This is a genomic window from Nonlabens tegetincola (assembly GCF_002954355.1).
GTDB classification, from domain to species: Bacteria; Bacteroidota; Bacteroidia; order Flavobacteriales; family Flavobacteriaceae; genus Nonlabens; species Nonlabens tegetincola.
Genome location: NZ_MQVV01000014.1, coordinates 497,962 through 516,075, shown reverse-complemented (window position 1 = coordinate 516,075; position 18,114 = coordinate 497,962). Strand labels below are relative to the sequence as shown.

General features: G+C 33.9%; 19 protein-coding genes. 11 read left to right on the top strand and 8 right to left on the bottom strand.

What is annotated here, in order from left to right; all coding sequences use genetic code 11:
- Nucleotides 1-32 precede the first annotated feature (32 nt).
- On the bottom strand, nt 33-1,052 hold the full coding sequence (locus tag BST93_RS09225; protein ID WP_105018923.1) for a threonine aldolase family protein: 1,020 nt from the start codon (nt 1,050-1,052) through the stop codon (nt 33-35).
- A 148-nt stretch (nt 1,053-1,200) separates the two neighbouring features.
- On the opposite strand from BST93_RS09225, the gene prfB reads away from it, so the two are divergent.
- The 3 genes from prfB to BST93_RS09210 all read left to right on the top strand — a co-directional run bounded on the left by prfB (nt 1,201) and on the right by BST93_RS09210 (nt 5,399).
- A complete protein-coding gene (gene prfB / locus BST93_RS09220; RefSeq protein ID WP_105018922.1) occupies nt 1,201-2,307 on the top strand; it encodes a peptide chain release factor 2 in 1,107 nt (368 codons plus the stop codon).
- An 83-nt stretch (nt 2,308-2,390) separates the two neighbouring features.
- Nucleotides 2,391-4,820: a TonB-dependent receptor gene (locus BST93_RS09215; protein ID WP_258150510.1), complete on the top strand. Its 2,430-nt coding sequence runs from the start codon at nt 2,391-2,393 to the stop codon at nt 4,818-4,820.
- Between the two features lie 90 nt (nt 4,821-4,910).
- Nucleotides 4,911-5,399 carry a hypothetical protein gene (locus tag BST93_RS09210; protein WP_060522544.1) on the top strand — a complete coding sequence of 163 codons (489 nt, stop codon included), beginning with the start codon at nt 4,911-4,913 and terminating at the stop codon, nt 5,397-5,399.
- Between the two features lie 405 nt (nt 5,400-5,804).
- On the opposite strand, the gene BST93_RS09200 is transcribed toward BST93_RS09210, so the two are convergent.
- Entirely contained in the window at nt 5,805-6,017 is a 213-nt protein-coding gene (locus BST93_RS09200; RefSeq protein ID WP_042278719.1) for a VF530 family protein, read from the bottom strand.
- Between the two features lie 3 nt (nt 6,018-6,020).
- The gene (locus BST93_RS09195) at nt 6,021-6,542 is read right to left on the bottom strand and encodes a SixA phosphatase family protein (protein ID WP_105018920.1); all 522 of its coding nucleotides are present in this window, start codon (nt 6,540-6,542) and stop codon (nt 6,021-6,023) included.
- A 77-nt stretch (nt 6,543-6,619) separates the two neighbouring features.
- Here BST93_RS09195 and BST93_RS09190 point away from each other — a divergent pair, with 77 nt between their 5' ends.
- Entirely contained in the window at nt 6,620-7,831 is a 1,212-nt protein-coding gene (locus BST93_RS09190; RefSeq protein ID WP_105018919.1) for a bifunctional alpha/beta hydrolase/OsmC family protein, read from the top strand.
- 3 nt (nt 7,832-7,834) lie between these two features.
- Nucleotides 7,835-8,323: a YdeI/OmpD-associated family protein gene (locus BST93_RS09185; RefSeq protein WP_105018918.1), complete on the top strand. Its 489-nt coding sequence runs from the start codon at nt 7,835-7,837 to the stop codon at nt 8,321-8,323.
- Nucleotides 8,324-8,366: 43 nt separating this feature from the next.
- Here the strand turns inward: BST93_RS09185 and BST93_RS09180 are convergent, their stop codons facing one another.
- From BST93_RS09180 to BST93_RS09165, 4 genes are read right to left on the bottom strand one after another with little or no spacing between them, the layout of a single operon-like run.
- A complete protein-coding gene (locus tag BST93_RS09180; protein ID WP_105018958.1) occupies nt 8,367-9,155 on the bottom strand; it encodes a LytR/AlgR family response regulator transcription factor in 789 nt (262 codons plus the stop codon).
- On the bottom strand, nt 9,151-9,438 hold the full coding sequence (locus BST93_RS09175; protein WP_060522549.1) for a 2TM domain-containing protein: 288 nt from the start codon (nt 9,436-9,438) through the stop codon (nt 9,151-9,153). The genes BST93_RS09180 and BST93_RS09175 overlap by 5 nt, the downstream gene beginning before the upstream one ends.
- A gap of 4 nt (nt 9,439-9,442) precedes the next feature.
- Nucleotides 9,443-9,736 (bottom strand): 2TM domain-containing protein, encoded by a 294-nt coding sequence (locus tag BST93_RS09170; RefSeq protein ID WP_042278710.1) that lies wholly within the window; start codon nt 9,734-9,736, stop codon nt 9,443-9,445.
- A 2-nt stretch (nt 9,737-9,738) separates the two neighbouring features.
- Nucleotides 9,739-11,067, bottom strand: a complete 1,329-nt coding sequence (locus tag BST93_RS09165) for a histidine kinase (protein ID WP_181072586.1) — start codon at nt 11,065-11,067, stop codon at nt 9,739-9,741.
- Nucleotides 11,068-11,218: 151 nt separating this feature from the next.
- On the opposite strand from BST93_RS09165, the gene BST93_RS09160 reads away from it, so the two are divergent.
- Nucleotides 11,219-11,995: a M90 family metallopeptidase gene (locus BST93_RS09160; RefSeq protein ID WP_105018917.1), complete on the top strand. Its 777-nt coding sequence runs from the start codon at nt 11,219-11,221 to the stop codon at nt 11,993-11,995.
- 39 nt (nt 11,996-12,034) lie between these two features.
- Here BST93_RS09160 and BST93_RS09155 read toward each other — a convergent pair whose 3' ends face one another.
- A complete protein-coding gene (locus BST93_RS09155; RefSeq protein WP_105018916.1) occupies nt 12,035-12,775 on the bottom strand; it encodes a DUF6503 family protein in 741 nt (246 codons plus the stop codon).
- Between the two features lie 54 nt (nt 12,776-12,829).
- On the opposite strand from BST93_RS09155, the gene smpB reads away from it, so the two are divergent.
- From smpB to BST93_RS09130, 5 genes are all read left to right on the top strand, one after another.
- Nucleotides 12,830-13,291, top strand: a complete 462-nt coding sequence (gene smpB, locus BST93_RS09150) for an SsrA-binding protein SmpB (protein ID WP_105018915.1) — start codon at nt 12,830-12,832, stop codon at nt 13,289-13,291.
- 126 nt (nt 13,292-13,417) lie between these two features.
- On the top strand, nt 13,418-15,889 hold the full coding sequence (locus tag BST93_RS09145; protein ID WP_105018914.1) for a DUF5686 and carboxypeptidase regulatory-like domain-containing protein: 2,472 nt from the start codon (nt 13,418-13,420) through the stop codon (nt 15,887-15,889).
- Nucleotides 15,890-15,972: 83 nt separating this feature from the next.
- Nucleotides 15,973-16,263 carry a hypothetical protein gene (locus BST93_RS09140; protein ID WP_105018913.1) on the top strand — a complete coding sequence of 97 codons (291 nt, stop codon included), beginning with the start codon at nt 15,973-15,975 and terminating at the stop codon, nt 16,261-16,263.
- A gap of 8 nt (nt 16,264-16,271) precedes the next feature.
- The gene (locus BST93_RS09135; RefSeq protein ID WP_105018912.1) at nt 16,272-17,018 is read left to right on the top strand and encodes a DUF1835 domain-containing protein; all 747 of its coding nucleotides are present in this window, start codon (nt 16,272-16,274) and stop codon (nt 17,016-17,018) included.
- 93 nt (nt 17,019-17,111) lie between these two features.
- On the top strand, nt 17,112-18,071 hold the full coding sequence (locus BST93_RS09130) for a phosphoribosylaminoimidazolesuccinocarboxamide synthase (RefSeq protein ID WP_105018911.1): 960 nt from the start codon (nt 17,112-17,114) through the stop codon (nt 18,069-18,071).
- The last annotated feature ends 43 nt before the right edge of the window (nt 18,072-18,114 follow it).

Here is an 18,114-nt window from a genome sequence, read left to right as displayed (position 1 = left end):
AAAATTATCGGTGAAATACACAATATTTAAGATTAACTAATTGAATTAAATTCAATCAAATTGTTAATTACTTCACGATGTTGTAAAGAATCGTAGTCATAATGAGTAACAATTCTCATTTTACCTTCACCCATGTTACTAATTATCATTTTTTTTGCATTACAAAATGTCATAAATTCATTTTGATCTTTTACTTCAAAAATGATGATATTAGTTTCTACAGGCTCAACTTTTTTAACAAATGACATTTTTTGTAAGACTTCTTTAAGCTCTTGCGCTTTATGATGATCTTCTTTTAATCGATCGATATGATTTTCAACAGCATATAATCCAGCAGCACACATATAACCTATTTGTCTCATACCACCGCCTAACACCTTGCGCACTCGCATTGCATTTTTCATCAATGAAGATTTACCACAAAGTACCGTGCCCATAGGTGCGCCCAATCCTTTACTTAAACAAACAGATATAGTATCAAATAATTCGCCATATTCTTTAGGGTCTTGACCAGTAGCAACTAGGGCATTCCACAATCTAGCCCCATCAAGATGAAGACCTAACCCATGCTTATTGCAAACTTCTTTAATTTCTTTAATGGTATTTAAATCATAGCAAGCACCACCGCCTTTATTAGTTGTATTTTCAAGAGTTACTAAGGTCGTAAGAGGACTATGATAAAAATCAGGAGGATTAATTGCGGCTTCTACTTGTGAAGCGGTGATCTTTCCTCTATCACCATCCAATAACTTACAACTTACACCACTATTAAAGGAAACGCCACCACCTTCATAATGATAAACATGTGCATACTTATCGCATATAAGCTGCTCGCCAGGTTGCGTGTGTAATTTGATTGCAGCTTGGTTTGCCATACTACCAGTAGGAAAATACAATGCCTCGTCCATACCGAACATTTCGGCAATACGGTTTTCTAATTTTATTGCCGTAGGGTCTTCTTTATAAACATCATCACCTACATCGGCATTCATCATAGCTTCTAGCATTCCTTTTGTAGGTTTGGTAACGGTATCACTACGTAAATCTATCATGTTCTATTTATTACATTTAAAATGTAAAGATACTAAGTGGGATTACGCTTTCGCGAAAGCGAATACTAAAAACACTGTCATTTATATATTGAGGATAATAGTACCCTTAATATTTAAAATTTTATTTTTGCGAGTCCAATAAATTTTTATGGTAACTACAGAACAGATTAAAGATCTTGAGAATCGAGTAAAAGATCTAAAATCCTACTTACAAATTGAAGCAAAGCAAATCGAGATCACAAATCTCGAAGAGAAAACCTTTTCTCCTGACTTTTGGAACAATCCGAAAGAGGCCGAAGTTATTATGAAACAGTTACGTAATAAAAAACAATGGACCACAGATTATCAACGAGCGGTTACACTAGTAGAAGATTTGGACGTATTGTATGAATTTTTTAAGGAGGACGATGCAACCGAACAAGATGTTCAACAAAAGTTTGATGAAGCAACCTCATTAGTTGAAAATCTTGAGTTTAAAAATATGTTATCCAATGAAGGTGATGACATGAGTGCAGTACTTCAAATAACTGCTGGTGCTGGTGGAACAGAATCTTGTGATTGGGCAGAGATGCTCATGCGCATGTACATGATGTGGGCAGAAAAACATGGTTTCAAGGTTAAGGAATTAAATTTTCAAGCTGGTGATGTTGCTGGTGTAAAAACAGTTACTCTTGAAATTGATGGTGATTATAGCTTTGGATGGTTAAAAGGAGAAAATGGCGTTCATAGATTGGTACGCATATCTCCTTTTGATAGTAATGCAAAACGACATACCTCATTTGTATCAGTCTATGTTTATCCACTAGCAGATGACTCTATCGAAATAGATATTAATCCTGCTGATATTTCTTGGGATTTTGCACGTAGTAGCGGTGCTGGTGGTCAAAATGTAAACAAGGTAGAAACCAAGGCCATTCTAACTCACCATCCTACTGGAATTGTTATTCACAATTCTGAAACTCGTTCACAATTAGAAAATCGGGAAAAAGCCATGCAAATGCTGAAATCACAGCTTTTTGAAATTGAATTACAAAAACGTAATGCTGCCAGAGATGAAATTGAAGCTGGTAAAATGAAAATTGAATGGGGTTCTCAAATACGTAATTATGTTTTACATCCTTATAAACTGGTAAAGGATGTACGAACTAATGAAGAAACAGGAAATACCGATGCTGTACTTAATGGTGATATTGACGCTTTTCTAAAGGCCTTCTTAATGAGTCAAGGTCAGGATAAACCTAGCGACGAATTATAAATAATTTGATATTCCTTTAACCTAAGTTTAGGCTTTTGTCAACTTATCGTGATATACATTGCACAAAAGTTGTAAACCTAAAAATGAAAAAGACCTTAACGTTATTAATGATCTTAATAGGATCATTTGCGATTGCTCAAAAACAAGAAGTAAAATATACTATTAAAGGAACTCTTGTCGACCTTAACACTAAAGCTCCATTGGAATTTGCTACCATATCTTTTATAAGCAATGATCCAAATGTTCCTGCTCAAGGTGGTGTTACAGATCTAGATGGTAACTATGAATTTAAAGTAAGTCCAGGTACCTATACTGTAAAATGGGATTACATTACCTTCAAAACAATAGAAAAGCAAAATGTTGTTATTAAAAATGACAAAGATTTTGGCACCATGGAAATGGTGGTAGATGTGGCACAATTGGATGCTGCAGTGGTAATTGCCGAAAAAACAACCGTAGACATACGACTAGACAAAAAGATTTATAATATAGGTAGTGACCTTACTGTAAGAGGTGGCTCTGCTAGTGATGTATTAGATAATGTACCTAGTGTAAGTGTAGACGTAGAAGGAAATGTCGCTTTACGTGGTAATGAAAACGTAACCATTTTTATAGATGGTAGGCCTAGTGCTCTAGTCGGTTTAAATGGCGCCGAAGCGTTAAGACAAATTCCAGCAGAGGCTATCGAGAAAATAGAGGTAATCACCTCGCCTAGTGCAAGGTACGATGCCGAAGGTACCGCTGGTATTTTAAACATTATCTTAAGAAAAAAATCTTTGGAAGGTTTCAATGGAAATTTACAATTAGAATCAGGTGTACCAGAACGATTAGGAGTTTCTTTTAATGGAAATTATCGCACGGGCGACTGGAACTTTTTCACAAATACCGGATGGCGCTATAGAACAACTCCAGGAAATGCTAGCTCTAGTACAGAATTCTTTTCTCCTGATGCTGCCAACAGGTTTGTGGATGAACGTAGAGATTTCGATAGACTAGGACGTAATTTCTTTACCAGTTTAGGAGCTAGATATGATATAAATGACAACAGTAATATTGTTGCAAACTTTGTTTATCGCTATGGTAATGATGACGATGTAACTACTAATACCATAGATAGATTTGATATTAATAGAAATTTGAATGAGGCTACATTGCGACGAGAAATGGAAGGTGAAAATGAGGATGATTATCAGTTCACACTAGATTATTTGAATGATCTTGATGAGGATGGTCAAAAGCTTTCTATAAGTTTTCAATACGGTGGTGAAATTGAAGAGGAAATCGCTAACATTATTGAACAAGAAACTACTACAAGTACAATTAATGATGTTGAGTTTCAAGATCAAGAAACAGAAGAACAAAACGCTTTATTACAAATAGATTACGAGCTTCCGATTGGTGAAAACACCAATTTTGAGGCTGGTTATAGAGGAAACTATAGGGATATTACGACTTCTTTATTTTTTGCTGAAAGACTAGACTTTACTACGCCAGATTCTCCCTTAGTGCCAGATCCAGGTTTAAATAACACATTCCAATATGAGGAATTAGTTAATGCCTTTTACTCGCAATATGGGCATAAATGGACTAAATTTTCAGTACTAGCTGGGTTGCGATATGAAATAACAGATGTTGATATTTTTCAAGAAACAACTAATGTAACTTCAGAAAAAAATTACGGAAGCCTATTCCCTACTTTAAACTTAGGTTACGAGTTTAGAGATGGTGAGAATATAACTTTGGGATATAACCGAAGAGTTAGACGACCTAGAGGAAGATTTTTAAACCCATTTCCTAGTCGAAGTAGCGAGTCAAATATCTTCCAGGGTAATGTAGATCTTGATCCTAGTTTTGCAAATAGTTTAGAACTTACCTACCTAAGAAAATGGAATAAAGTTACATTGAGTACTGCTGTCTATTTTAATCGTAGTGAAGACAATTGGGAATTTATTCAAGAAGAAACTGGAGAGCTTACAGACAATGGAGATCCTATAATTAGAAGAACTCCTGTAAACCTTTCTACACAAGATCGATTAGGTTACGAACTTACTTTAACATACAGACCGTTTAAATGGTGGACCATTAATTCTGATTTTAATGTATTCAATGTTGAGACAGATGGAGATTTCAACGGACAAAGTTTTGATTTTAATAACACAACATATTTTGCCAGATTAAATCAAAAATTCACCTTACCTGGAAAAATAGACCTTCAAAATAGAATTAATTATCGTGGAGCAAGTGAAAATGCTCAAGGAACTAACGATGGTATTGTAACTATAAACCTTGCTGCAAGTACAGATATTTGGGATGAAAGAGCTTCTATTACAGCTAGTGTAAGTGATTTATTAAACAGTCGTCGTAGACAAGGAACTGTTACTACCCAAATTTTATTTCAGAAAGTGAATTCCAATGGCGTGAGCGTCAATTTATTGTCACCTTTGTTTACAGATTTAATGAACAAAAAAGACGTGATCGTAATAACTTCAACAACGACGGCGGTGATGATATAGAGTTTGAAGGTTAACAATACATTTAAGAATATTAACTTTTTATATCCATAAATAAATTGATTTAATAAGATTTTTGTTAAAACAATAAACATGAAAAGAATATTTTTATTTTTTGGATTACTAGTAAGTGGTCTAATTAGTGCACAAGAAATCTCAAACAATGCTATAGGAATTAGAGCTGGTGATGGTGATGGTTTTGGTACTGAAATATCCTATCAACGTTATTTAGGAGGAAACAACCGTTTAGAAATTGATTTGGGTATTGAATCAGGAAACAATTTTGATGGGTTCAAGGCTAGTGGTATTTACCACTGGGTTTGGAATATCGATGGCGGTTTTAATTGGTACGCAGGACCAGGTGCAGGAATTGCTTTTATAGATCTTGATGATGATTTTCCAGGACGTGATCGCTTTGACGATAGTGAAACCTCATTATTTGTAGGTGGACAGGTAGGAATCGAATATAACTTCGATATTCCTCTAATACTTTCATTAGATGTAAGACCAGAATTTTATTTTGGTGATTTTAGGGATGGAAATGATTTTGATGTTGCGTTAGGTATTCGCTATCAGTTTTAAACTGTACTTCAATAAAAAAACTCAAACCTCAGGATTTTATTCTGAGGTTTTTTTTATCTATCAAAGTAACAATTAAAGCTTAAAAGCTACGTATAACTAAACTCACGTTATGAAACATAGTTCCTTTTCTGCAATGCAGCTGTCTTTAAAAAATAACAAACGTGAAAGAAAATCAAGGTTTGACAATTCACCTTTAGGCAAGACTAAATCAAAGCTGAACGCTAAAATAGCAACTAAAGCAATTGATAAAAAAGACCTTAATAAAATAGCTTCTAGAATAAGAAGTCATAACAATTATAACCTTCTTAAAAGTATTCTATTTTTTACAATAATAGCAGCTATAATAAGCGTCTTTGTAATCTTTTTGATCCATACGTTTAATACACATTATACATTTAATCAATTCTAGTGAAAAGTATCTAAATAGAGTTGCTCCACCTTTTCACGAGCCCATGGTGTGCGCCTTAAGAACTTCAAACTAGATTTAATTGACGGGTTTGTATTAAAGCAATTAATGCGTATTAAACCACCTAGCTCGTACCAGCCATAATGATTTACTAGTTTTTCTAGAATATCTGCTAGTTTAACACCATGTAAAGGATTATTAGGTTGCTCCATAAGTTATTCAATAAAATCCATGGCTAGCTTTTGTGCCCTTGATTTACCGTTATTATCGATTTGTACTTTAAAAAAATGATTGTAATCTTTCTCGTCTAATTCCTTATAAATACTATCCGATTGTAAGTCATTGGTATAGGAATTAATGGTGTTGCTATGACCATATAACACAACTGTCTCTCCTTTGTATTTATTTAATAAGCTATCACCATTCAAAGATCTTACATCATAAATTTCTATGGGTAGTTTCTTTGATTTAGCTAGTGGTGCCGCAGTCTGTCTAGTTCTCTTGTAATCACTGGATAATATTCTATCAACATCTTTTAAGAAAAAATAATTCACCCATTGATTTGCTCTTGAAATACCGCTCGGTGTAAGTTCTGGATCATTACCTTGATCCTTGACTTTTTCAGCGTGCCTAATAAAATAAAAAGTGGTTAACTTATTATCTTCTTGCTTACTAGTGTTACCACAAGAACTCACAACGATCATAATAACAATCACCCAAAGAGATTTCAATTTCATAATTTCAAGTCTTTTTCCGTTCACAATATTACGTTAAGTTTTTAAGCCTGTAATAGAAAGTTGGTATTTTTAAAGATATGAAAGCTACTACCATAACTTTTGATAGTCCTACAGGATACAAACTCACTGGGATAGTCGAATTACCCAGTTCTCAAAAACCCCATAATTTTGTAATATTTGCTCACTGTTTTACGTGTAGTAAGGATCTTACTCCAGTGCGTATTATTTCGAGAGAGCTTACCGCACAAGGATTTGGTGTGTTACGATTTGATTTTACCGGTCTAGGAGCTTCTCACGGTGATTTTGCTGATACGACATTTTCGAGTAATGTTGACGACTTACTGGCTGCCGTTGAGTATTTAGAAGAGCACTATCAAGCGCCTTCACTTCTTATTGGACATAGTTTGGGTGGTGCTGCTGCGATTTTTGCTTCCGCGAAAGCGAACTCTATAAAAGCTGTTGCTACTATTGGTACTCCTAGTGATGTTAAACATGTGAAGCATTTATTTGCTGATAAAGTGGAAGAAATTGAATCAAAAGGAAATGCAAAAGTTCAATTAGCAGGAAGAGAATTTACAATATCTAGCGATTTTGTAAAGAGTCTTAATGAAAATCATCTCACTCAGGTACTACAAAATTTACGCAAACCTGTACTCATCATGCACAGTCCACAGGACGATTATGTAAGTATTAAACATGCAGAAAAATTGTATGTCAATGCCTGGCATCCTAAAAGCTTCATTAGTCTAGACGGTGCTCACCATCTACTCATGAACAAAAAAGATAGCAGTTATACAGGAAGAGTAATCGCAGCATGGGCCTTGCGATATCTAAACATTCCTGAAAAACAATCACTCAAATCCGAACATGAAATTGTTGCAAGTTTAAAAGCTGGTGACGACTACACTACTTCTATTAAGGCAGGCGATCACTACATCACAGCAGACGAACCTTTGATTGTAGGTGGCAATAACTTTGGGCCTACACCTTATGAACTAGTATCATCAGGTCTTGCTGCATGTACGGTGATGACTTTGCACATGTATGCTAGGCGCAAGCAATGGCCACTAGATCATGTTGAATGTCATGTTTCATATAGTAAAGAACACGCAGCTGATTGTGAACACTGTGAGGAAAAATCTGCCAAGATTGACACCTTTAAAAGAGATATAAAAATCACTGGAGACCTGGATGAAAAACAAATTGACCGTTTGTTACAAATTGCAGATAAATGTCCCGTACATCGTACCTTGCACAGTGAGACACAAGTAATCACAAATAGATTATAATAGATGGTTTTTGAATTTGAAGCAACTCTAGGAACAGATGGCTTTATGGGAGCTATCCTAATTCCTGAGGACATTGCCGATCAATTAGCAGTAGGTAAAATAAAACGCGTAGTTGCAACCATTACTTCCAATAATAATGAGTTAAAATTACATGCTGGCGTTTCAAAAAAGCATGGGACTGTGTATCTCATGTTTTCCAAAGCAAACCGTAAATTACTCGATGTTGATCAAGGAGACACGGTAAACGTAAAAATGCAAGAAGACACTAGCAAATATCAAGCTCCCATGACCGAAGAGCTGGAAGCCGTTTTGTTAAGTGATTTTGAGGCTTATGAAATTTTTGAAACACTTACACCTGGTAAACAACGCAACATAATTTTTATGGTTTACAATGCAAAAGGAGAACAAAAAAGGGTGGATATTGCTTTAAACGCTATGGAAAATTTAAAAATAGGAAATCGAGATCCTTATAAATTTGAAAAGTTAATCTAAAAATCGGTAGTCGTTACATTCTTAGTTTTTGTAATTGTAAGTCTTACTGATTCATCCAATTTTTAAAATCCTTTACTCGCTCACGACTCACGATAAGGTCAAATTCATTAAAGGAATCAATTTTCACCTTTAAACGTGAATTTGTATATGAAATCATATCCTTTATAGCGTTTATATTGATAATAGCTTGTCTAGAAATACGATAAAACTGTTCGGGATCAAGCTCGTTACTTACAGACTCTAACTTATTATCTATTAAGTAATTACGTCCATTCGAAAGATTAACATAGGTTCCTTTATTTTCAGAAAAGAACAATTGGATATCATCAACATGAAACAGTTTTAAATGTTCTCCTACTTTAGCTGTATATCGTTTCTTATAATTCTTATCAATAGGATTGCCCAACATTTGGGCTATGCGAGAAAAGTCTATATTACTTAGGCTATTTTGAGGTGATTGGGATGATGCGTTTCCGCTTTCGCGAAAGCGTAATTCAAACTTATTTATTGCAGCCTGTAAGTCATCTTCATCTAGAGGTTTAAGTAAATAATCTACGCTGTTGTGTTTAAATGCCTGCAAGGCATATTCATCATAGGCAGTCGTGAATATAATGGCGCTATCCAATTGAACCTCATCAAAGATTTCAAAAGATAATCCATCACTTAATTGAATGTCAAGAAAAATTAAATCTGGAGAACTGTTGTTATGAAAGTAGTTAACAGCCTCTTCTACAGAATGTAACATGATCATAACCTCAACACCTAGTTCGTGCAACATGCGTTGTAATCTACGAGCAGCAGGTTTTTCGTCTTCTATTATTATGGTTTTAATGCTCATTTTCTAATAATTCTTTGATTTTTTTCTCTTCCCATTTTTTACCAAAAAATGGATTTAGTTTAAAAGTATTTAAAGCGTGAATAAGCAGTCCTAAACCCCACCAAATTGTCACGGTCCAAATAAAAAATGCCATTGAACCACCAAAATACCATACTAGCAATGCAATACCACCATTAACCAACATAAATGAAATAAGATGGTTGTAGAAACCTTTGAGTTCTTTTACTCTTTTTACGGCTTTCTGACGAGCCTCTTCTTGGGTTGTAAATGATTCCATTTTGTTATGAGTTAAGTTCTTTTTCCATAATTTCTTGAATTTTGCGCTCTTCCCATTTTTTACCTGTAAATGGATTAGTGCCAAAAATAGCAAATGCATGTGCAATTAATCCTATTCCCCATCCACCAAGAGTGAACAAAAACCAAGGAAATTCCCATTGATTCTGATAGTAATTTAATCCCGCTATTCCTATATTTACTAGGATGTAGACCACACTGTGAGAATAAAATCCACGGATCTCTCCTACTCTTTCTTTTGCCCTTTTGTAGCGTTCTTCATATGTTTCTTGTGGTTTCATAATTAAAAGTTTTTATCGTTCATTAATTGTTCGATTTTTCGATTTTCCCACTCTTTACCTAGTGGTATTTTATAATCGTAAACATTGGCATAATTGTAAATTAATCCAATACTCATCCCAACGGTAGGAAATATAATCCAAGGAAAATCACTTGTAAAATAGTTTACCGCACACAGGAAGATTAGAATCGCTGCGCTTCTAAAAGCATTATCGTAGAGTCCTTTTATATCAGCAACCCTACTTTTTGCCTTGATTAGTTTAATATCTTCGACACTTGTGTTTTCTACTGTATTCATAATTGTTTCTTTTTCAGTTATTATAGGTATGTTTACCCTAAAGTTATCATCCTGTTTATCGATACTCATTTTACGGTTGCTCAATAAGGCATACCTAGAAGCTATATTATTAAGACCTACACCACTGCTGCGCTTTACTACTTGTTTAGGTTGTAGATTATTTTTGATGGCAAGCATATCTCCATCTTCAAAAATCTCAATTAAAAGTGGTTTTGTATCACTAACCACGTTATGCTTAACTGCATTTTCTAGTAGTAATTGAAGAGATAAAGGAACAACCTGTGCATCTGGATTGCTAGCTTCATTGGGTATAATTACTTCGATACTATTCTCAAACCTAGTTTTAAGAAGATTCACATAAGTACGTGCAAATTGTAATTCCTCATTAATGGTTACCAATTCTTTGTTACGTTGTTCTAGTACATATCTATACACCTTGGATAATGACGTTGTAAATTTTGTAGCTGCTTTGGGGTTTTCCTCGATCAATGAAACTAGAACGTTCAAACTATTAAATAAAAAGTGTGGATCCAGTTGACTTTTAAGAGCATCGAACTGTGCTGTGGCGCTACGCGCTATTACCTTCTGCTCCTTTACCTTTTTATTTAATGATAGTCTATAGAAATAAACTGCGTGGTAAATCAAACTCACAATCACCGTAATTATGAGGCCCAACCAATAATACTCGGCACTTTGATTTGCCCAGAAGAACTCTAAGGACTTTTGATAAAATCCTAGTACCACAATAATGTAACATACAAACAAGGCTATCATAGTTAGTATGATGGAACCTAGTGCACCAAAAATCAATCTTCCTACTGTGTGAGTTTCCCAATCATAGTACTTTGATATGAAATTAAACCACCATTGATTTACAGCTGTTAACACTACAGTGAACATGAAATTAATTCCAAAGTTGATTGCTTCTTCTTGAAAGTTGAAGAAATAACCACGAGCGTATGCGTTTATTAATAAGATAATAAAAGCAAGTAAAATGCTATAAATAAAATATTTAAAAAACTTTTTTAAGGTCATGAGTTCTTTTTTTCTAGCTTAAAAGTAAGTCTTTCCTTTAAAGCTGTGACAAATATCTATTCAAACTACATGAGTTTAAAATAGAGGTTACCGAATTGTAAAATAGGTGGACTGAAATGTAGCTAGTACCTTTACAAGGTAAAATGACCTTATGATAACTACGTTATTTATTGTAGCTCTTATTCTAATCTATTTTGTAATTAAATTCAATACCACTAGGAAAAACCCAGCATTATCAATACCTGATTTTTGGCATGTTGATTTACTAAAATATGTACCTTTTTATAAATCCTTGAATCACGAGCAGCAATCTGTATTTAAAAATCGTATGGCACTGTTCTTAAAGGAGATTCAAATAGAAGGAGTGCACATTGAAGTTGCAAACAAGGATAAAATGTTAATTGCGGCAAGTGCTGTAATTCCTGTATTTCATTTTCCAGACTGGCATTACAATAACTTAAAAATCGTCTGGTTGTATCCAGATCGATTCAATCAAGAACTAGGCTTTGCCGAAAAAGATGAAAACCGTAATATCCTAGGATTAGTAGGTACAGGAAGATTTGAGAATCAAATGATATTATCGCAAAAAGCGCTTTATCACGGTTTTCGCAACAATACCGATAAACTAAATACCGCAGTTCATGAGTTTGTTCACCTCATAGATAAAATGGATGGTAAAATAGACGGCATTCCGCAAATATTGATGAACCAACCTATGGTTGCAGCTTGGTTAGAGATCATGCATCATGAAATGGAGCAAATCAATAACGACAAGTCAGACATAAGGTCCTACGGTGGAACAAGTGAAGCCGAATTCTTTGCCGTTGCTTGTGAATACTTCTTTTCTAGACCAAAACTTATGAAACGTAAGCATCCAGATATTTACCAAATGCTAGAATCATGCTTTTTACAAGAAACTACTATGTAACGAGCAGTGAATTACCTATTCAACATGTTAATATTCGTATTAATCTAACGTGAGTTTTACTTGCTCTGTTTTAATCTCGCTGACTAACTCCAGTTGACCTTTTTCAAATAAATCATCCAACTGCAATAAATCAGGATTTGTTTTGACTGCTTTATAGTTTTTATAATCCTGTATGATTACACCATTTACCGTTCTACGATTTACGCTTTCGCGAAAGCGATATCCACATTCTTCCTCACAATAAGAATAAGCCAGGTAATCAATTAAATAATTGTCCTTATTTATCCAATAGACAAAAACGTCGTCGTGATCCTCGCCACCACCTTCTTCTTTAAAAGTAACCTTGACCTCGTAATATTTATTATTTAAAATCGTATCAATCCCTATTTTTTTAGAGATTATAGCATCTCCATCTAAACTATACGGTAATTGTGCAAAATACACTACGCTATTAAGGCTACTGGCATAACCGTTAAGTAAAGAATCTGCAACGGTAATTAAGGAATCGTTTATATAGCGCTCTTTCTTATTGTTACTCAATACATCTTTAATCCTTAAGGAATCTTGAATAAACTCACGAGAATATTGAAACACACCTTTATTTCTTATAGCCTCGTATTGTGTTCCTCTGAATTTGAATTCCATCGTAGATTGGTCCAAAAAAGGAGAGCCATGCGCTTGAATACTCTTATGAATTAACTCCTTACCAGTATAATCTTTATCATCAACTTTACAAGCAACAAGTGCTGTCAACAGTAGTAATAGTACAATCTTTTTCATTTCACAAATATATAAGACATGCATGTGCTGGTCTGTTTATATTTGCAGTATTATATGAAGATTAACAAAAAAATAGAAATTAAAAATCGTAAGGCACGATTTGAATATGAGATACTAGATAGGTATACTGCTGGTATTGTGCTTGCTGGAACTGAAATTAAAGCTATAAGGTTAGGTAAAGCTAGTATAGCCGAAAGTTTTTGTGAATTTCAAAACAACGAGCTTTGGGTAATCAATATGACAGTACAAGAATACTCACATGCTACCTATTTTAACCATCAACCTAAACAAGAGCGTAAACTTTTATTAAACCGCAAGGAACTTAAAAAACTAGAAAAGGATGTTACTAATTCTGGTAATACCATTGTTCCATTACGCTTGTTTGTAAATGAAAATGGTCTAGCAAAAATGGACATAGCGCTAGCAAAGGGTAAAAAACTTTACGATAAGCGTGAAACCATGAAAGATCGGGATAATAAACGCCGTCTAGACGCAATAAAAAAACAATTCAAGTAATTTCATGCAATCTAGGCAACCTTATTTAACAATATACGTCTATGTAGTTAAACAAGGTTAAGTTCCTTCTATAAGACATAGAGTTTTATGGTTCTGAATTAACTTTGGGATCCATAAACCAACTCTATGAAATATTATATTACTCTCATTTTTGTTTTCAGTTTAGCTTTCGCCAAAGCGCAACTAATAGGAACTCTTACAGGAACACAAGGAGATTCGCTGGCCTTTGCCTCTATTTATATTAAAGGTTCGTATACGGGAACAACTACTAATAATGAAGGTGCTTACACTTTAAAACTTCCCAAATTTGGTAATTATGAAATTGTATACCAATCTTTAGGCTATGCTCCTGAAACTATAAAAGTCAACTATCAAAAGGAAAACCAGGTACAAAACGTCATTTTAAAAGAACAGGCCACTTCACTAGATGAAGTAATTGTAAATAGTGATGAAAACCCAGCAGATAGAGTTATTCAAGCTGCTATTGATAATAGAGAAAAGAATAGATTAAAATTCTCCAGTTATAAAGCAAATTTTTATTCGCGTGGTTTATGGCGTATGAATGATGTTCCAGAAAGTTTCATGGGACAAGAGATAGGAGATCTTGACGGATCACTAGATTCTATAACTAGATCGGGTATTATATACCTATCTGAAACGGTTTCAAAAATTGCCTATGAAGCACCTGATAATTTTAAGGAACACATTATAGCAAGTAAGATAAGTGGTGACGATAACGGTTTTAGTGCCAATAGTGCCGAAAGTGCCGACTTTAATTTTTACAACAATAATATAGACTTAAATAATCGAATCGTATCTCCTATTGCAGATTATGCTTTTGGATATTATAAATATAAATTGTTAGGAACCTTTTTTGATGATAATAATTTTTTGATCAATAAAATAGAGGTTAAAAGTAAAAGGCCTAATGACAATACATTTGAAGGTATTATATACATAGTAGAAGATCAATGGACGATTTACGGCCTTGAGCTTACCACAACTGGTATGAATATAAATGTACCTGTCATTAAAGAGATAACCTTTAAACAAGACTTTTCTTATGAAGAGAGTAATAAAGATTGGGTAAAGCGATCACAAAGCATTGACTTTTCTTTTAAATTCTTAGGTTTTAAAGGGAATGGTCGATTTATCGCAAATTACACGGATTATAATTTCAATCCACAATTTGAAAAAGATTTTTTTGGTGCTGAAGTTTTGAGTTTTGAAGAAGGTGCCAATAAAAAAGACAGTCTATTTTGGAAAAAACAAAGACCTGTTCCTTTAAATACAGAAGAAAGTAAAGAATACATAAAAAAAGACAGTATTGCAGCAGTACGCAACGATCCTAAATACAAGGATTCAATTGATGCTGTAAACAATAAGTTTAGATTATTAGATCCCATTACAGGTTATTCCTACCGAAATAGCAATAAAAACTACTCGATTACATACGATGGTATAGCAAACTTTTCTGGTTTTAATACAGTACAAGGATTTTCCATAAATTCTGGGCTCTCTTATTTTAAAGGCTTTGACGAGGATTATAATAGAACTTTATACCTAGGGACAAAATTCAACTATGGATTTAGTGACGATAGGTTAAGGTACACCTTTACGGGAAATTATAGGTTTAATAGAACCAATCGTAGGTATTTAGGATTTAAAGCTGGTACTGAAGTACGTCAAATAAATAATAGCAACCCTATTTCTAATCTAGAAAATTCATTAAGTAGTTTATTATTTGAAAGAAATTTTGCCAAGTTCTATGAAGTTGATTTTGCTAGTATCAACTTTGGACAAGAAGTCGTAAATGGTGTTTTTGTAAATACCTCAGTTTCATATGAAAGACGTCAACCATTAACAAATACTGAAGATCAGGTATGGTTTCCTCAAGATGATATAGATTACACTAGCAATAATCCTTTGAGTTTGGATTTAGGAAGACAAGCGATAATAGACGATCATGAAATTTTAAAAACTGGTGTATCGTTAACCTTACGTCCAGGTCAAAAGTATCAAAGTTACCCCAACCAAAAATTCAACATCTCCAATGAAAAATACCCAACGATTGTTTTAAATTATGAAGGTGGATTTGCTTCAAGTAATGATAATTACAACTTCCATCAATTCAAGGCAAGTTTGTACCAAGGTTTTGATTTGGGAAATTTAGGTAGAACGAGCTATTATGCCAATGCTGGTACATTTCTTAACGCCGATAATATTTCATTTGTGGATTACCAACATTTTAATGGTAATAGATTAAGGTATAAACTACAAGCAGTTAATCCCTATGGTTTTGGATTGTTAAACTATTACGATTACAGTACAAATAAGGATTATGCTCAACTTCATGTTCAACATGACTTCAAAGGGTTTATTTTAGGAAAAGTACCAGTGCTTAATCAATTAAATTACGATTTGATTTTGAATGGAAAAGCACTTTTTACAGAACGCAAACCTTATTTTGAATTAAGTGCAGGGATCGACAATATTGGTTTTGGAAATTTTAGACCTTTCAGAATAGACTACGTGTACAGCATGACATCTGGAAGAAACTACGGCGCTTTTGTTTTAGGATTCAATCTAGGATTTTAAAAATTTGTTAATTCTTTTAACAATTGTGTATTTTAAAAATTTTAATAGCCTAAATTTGAGTCAACTAACACAACCCAAATAAAATGCTAGAAATATTTTTAGTCATCTGGCTTTCTAAAAAGCTAGGAGAGATTCTTGAAGAGAAAGGCTATAAAAAAGGATGGTATATAGCCATGTTTGTAGGTTCATGGATTTTCTGTGAATTTGTAATGATACTCATTTTCATAATGTTGTTTTCTGTTGAAAATAACCTAACCTTAATTCCAGTTGGAATTTGTGGTGGAGCAATCGCTTACGGCTGCATGTATTTATTTGTTAATTCACTACCAGAAAAGGAAGTAGAGGATATTCGCGGCGAATTTAGATTAGATTAAACTTATTGATGCAAGAATATCATATTCTCAACGGTGATGCCTTAAGAAATAGATTCCCTGCGGAACTTAAAGGTAAGTGTATCACTTTTAGAGAATGTTTTATTGATGGCCCTTTAAAAGCACAATCTTACGAACAATTATTAATTGATCGTTCACAGTATATAAAACAGGAGTATAATAGTACATATCAAGAGTACAACGATCTTGTGATTAAGGAACTTGAGAAGCTGTCGAATATACGTGATAATAGTGAGGTGAATCTTTGGTTTGAAGATGATCTATTTTGTCAATCTAATTTATGGTTTGTTTTACACAGGTTCCATCAGATCAATAAAAAGAATATTAAACTCTATTTGGTTCGATCACTTAACGCATTTCCTTATAGTTATGGACATCATTCAAATAATGAATTGATTCATATTTATACAAACAGACAAAAATTAGAACAACTCGAATTATGGAGTAATCTATGGAAATCTTACGTGGATGGAAATACCACTACCCTATTACAAATTGCAACACAGTTAAAAAGCAATTATTCTCATGTACGAGCAGCGGTAGATTCTCACATTAATAGATTACCTAACGACAATAGTGACGGGCAGCCACAGGAGTTTGTGAAAAATCTAATTAAACAAAATCCCGACATTAGTTTTAAACAAGTCTTTATAGCATTTCAGGATAAATTCCCACAATATGGGTATGGCGATACTCAAGTAAGAAAATGGTTTGACCAGTATCAAAAACTTGTTTAAAACTTAATATAACTTCTTTATAATATCCAGTTATCCTATTTCAATTTTTATAAAATAATAAGACCTTTGCTCTATAATTATATTTAAAATATCATGAGCGTACCTAATACCTTAATGGATACTCAGTTTGAGTTTGAAGGACAAAAAAATGTTTATAAAGGTAAAGTAAGAGAAGTCTATAACATTGATAATGGGTTATTGGTAATGATTGCTACAGATCGTCTCAGCGCTTTTGATGTAGTCATGCCTAGAGGAATACCATATAAAGGCCAAATATTGAATCAGATTGCCACGCAAATGATGAAAGCCACTGAGGACATCGTGCCTAATTGGTTAATAGACACCCCAGATCCTAATGTTGCTATCGGTCATTTATGTGAACCATTTAAAGTAGAAATGGTTATTAGAGGTTATATGAGCGGTCATGCAGCTCGTGAATATAAAGCAGGAAAGCGCATGCTATGTGGCGTACCACTTCCTGAAGGCTTAAAAGAGAATGATAAATTTTCTCAACCTATCATCACACCAGCTACCAAGGCAGAAAAAGGAGATCATGATGAAGACATATCTCGCGAGGACATTCTTAAAAGAGGTATTGTAAGTGAACAAGATTACGAGATATTGGAAAAATACACACGAGCTTTATTTGAACGAGGAACCCAACTTGCCGCACAACGTGGGCTTATCTTGGTAGATACTAAATATGAATTTGGTAAAACTAAAGATGGAAAAATCGTTCTAATTGATGAAATTCACACACCAGATTCTTCTAGGTATTTTTATGCCGATGGTTACGAGGAACGACAAGCAAATAACGAACCTCAAAAACAGCTCAGTAAAGAGTTTGTACGTCAATGGTTAATTTCAAATGATTTTCAAGGTAAAGAAGGTCAAACTATACCTCACATGAGCGATGAGTATATAAACTCTGTGAGTGATAGGTATGTAGAGTTGTATGAAAATATAACGGGTCACGCTTTCGCGAAAGCGGACACAGAAAACATACTCTCACGTATAGAAACTAACGTGAACCAATGGCTATCCAATCAGTAAGCGCTAAACCTATGCTAAAACGAGTTAAAGGCTTCCAAAAGGA

Coding starts and splice junctions, on each gene's coding strand:
- BST93_RS09195 (WP_105018920.1), bottom strand. CDS start 6,542: ATGAAATTGAAATCTCTTTGGGTGATTGTTATTATGATCGTTGTGAGT.
- BST93_RS09170 (WP_042278710.1), bottom strand. CDS start 9,736: ATGAAACCACAAGAAACATATGAAGAACGCTACAAAAGGGCAAAAGAA.
- BST93_RS09155 (WP_105018916.1), bottom strand. CDS start 12,775: ATGAAAAAGATTGTACTATTACTACTGTTGACAGCACTTGTTGCTTGT.
- BST93_RS09165 (WP_181072586.1), bottom strand. CDS start 11,067: ATGACCTTAAAAAAGTTTTTTAAATATTTTATTTATAGCATTTTACTT.
- BST93_RS09160 (WP_105018917.1), top strand. CDS start 11,219: ATGATAACTACGTTATTTATTGTAGCTCTTATTCTAATCTATTTTGTA.
- BST93_RS09185 (WP_105018918.1), top strand. CDS start 7,835: ATGGTTTTTGAATTTGAAGCAACTCTAGGAACAGATGGCTTTATGGGA.
- BST93_RS09130 (WP_105018911.1), top strand. CDS start 17,112: ATGAGCGTACCTAATACCTTAATGGATACTCAGTTTGAGTTTGAAGGA.
- BST93_RS09215 (WP_258150510.1), top strand. CDS start 2,391: ATGAAAAAGACCTTAACGTTATTAATGATCTTAATAGGATCATTTGCG.
- BST93_RS09200 (WP_042278719.1), bottom strand. CDS start 6,017: ATGGAGCAACCTAATAATCCTTTACATGGTGTTAAACTAGCAGATATT.
- BST93_RS09225 (WP_105018923.1), bottom strand. CDS start 1,052: ATGATAGATTTACGTAGTGATACCGTTACCAAACCTACAAAAGGAATG.
- BST93_RS09210 (WP_060522544.1), top strand. CDS start 4,911: ATGAAAAGAATATTTTTATTTTTTGGATTACTAGTAAGTGGTCTAATT.
- BST93_RS09145 (WP_105018914.1), top strand. CDS start 13,418: ATGAAATATTATATTACTCTCATTTTTGTTTTCAGTTTAGCTTTCGCC.
- smpB (WP_105018915.1), top strand. CDS start 12,830: ATGAAGATTAACAAAAAAATAGAAATTAAAAATCGTAAGGCACGATTT.
- prfB (WP_105018922.1), top strand. CDS start 1,201: ATGGTAACTACAGAACAGATTAAAGATCTTGAGAATCGAGTAAAAGAT.
- BST93_RS09135 (WP_105018912.1), top strand. CDS start 16,272: ATGCAAGAATATCATATTCTCAACGGTGATGCCTTAAGAAATAGATTC.
- BST93_RS09140 (WP_105018913.1), top strand. CDS start 15,973: ATGCTAGAAATATTTTTAGTCATCTGGCTTTCTAAAAAGCTAGGAGAG.
- BST93_RS09175 (WP_060522549.1), bottom strand. CDS start 9,438: ATGGAATCATTTACAACCCAAGAAGAGGCTCGTCAGAAAGCCGTAAAA.
- BST93_RS09190 (WP_105018919.1), top strand. CDS start 6,620: ATGAAAGCTACTACCATAACTTTTGATAGTCCTACAGGATACAAACTC.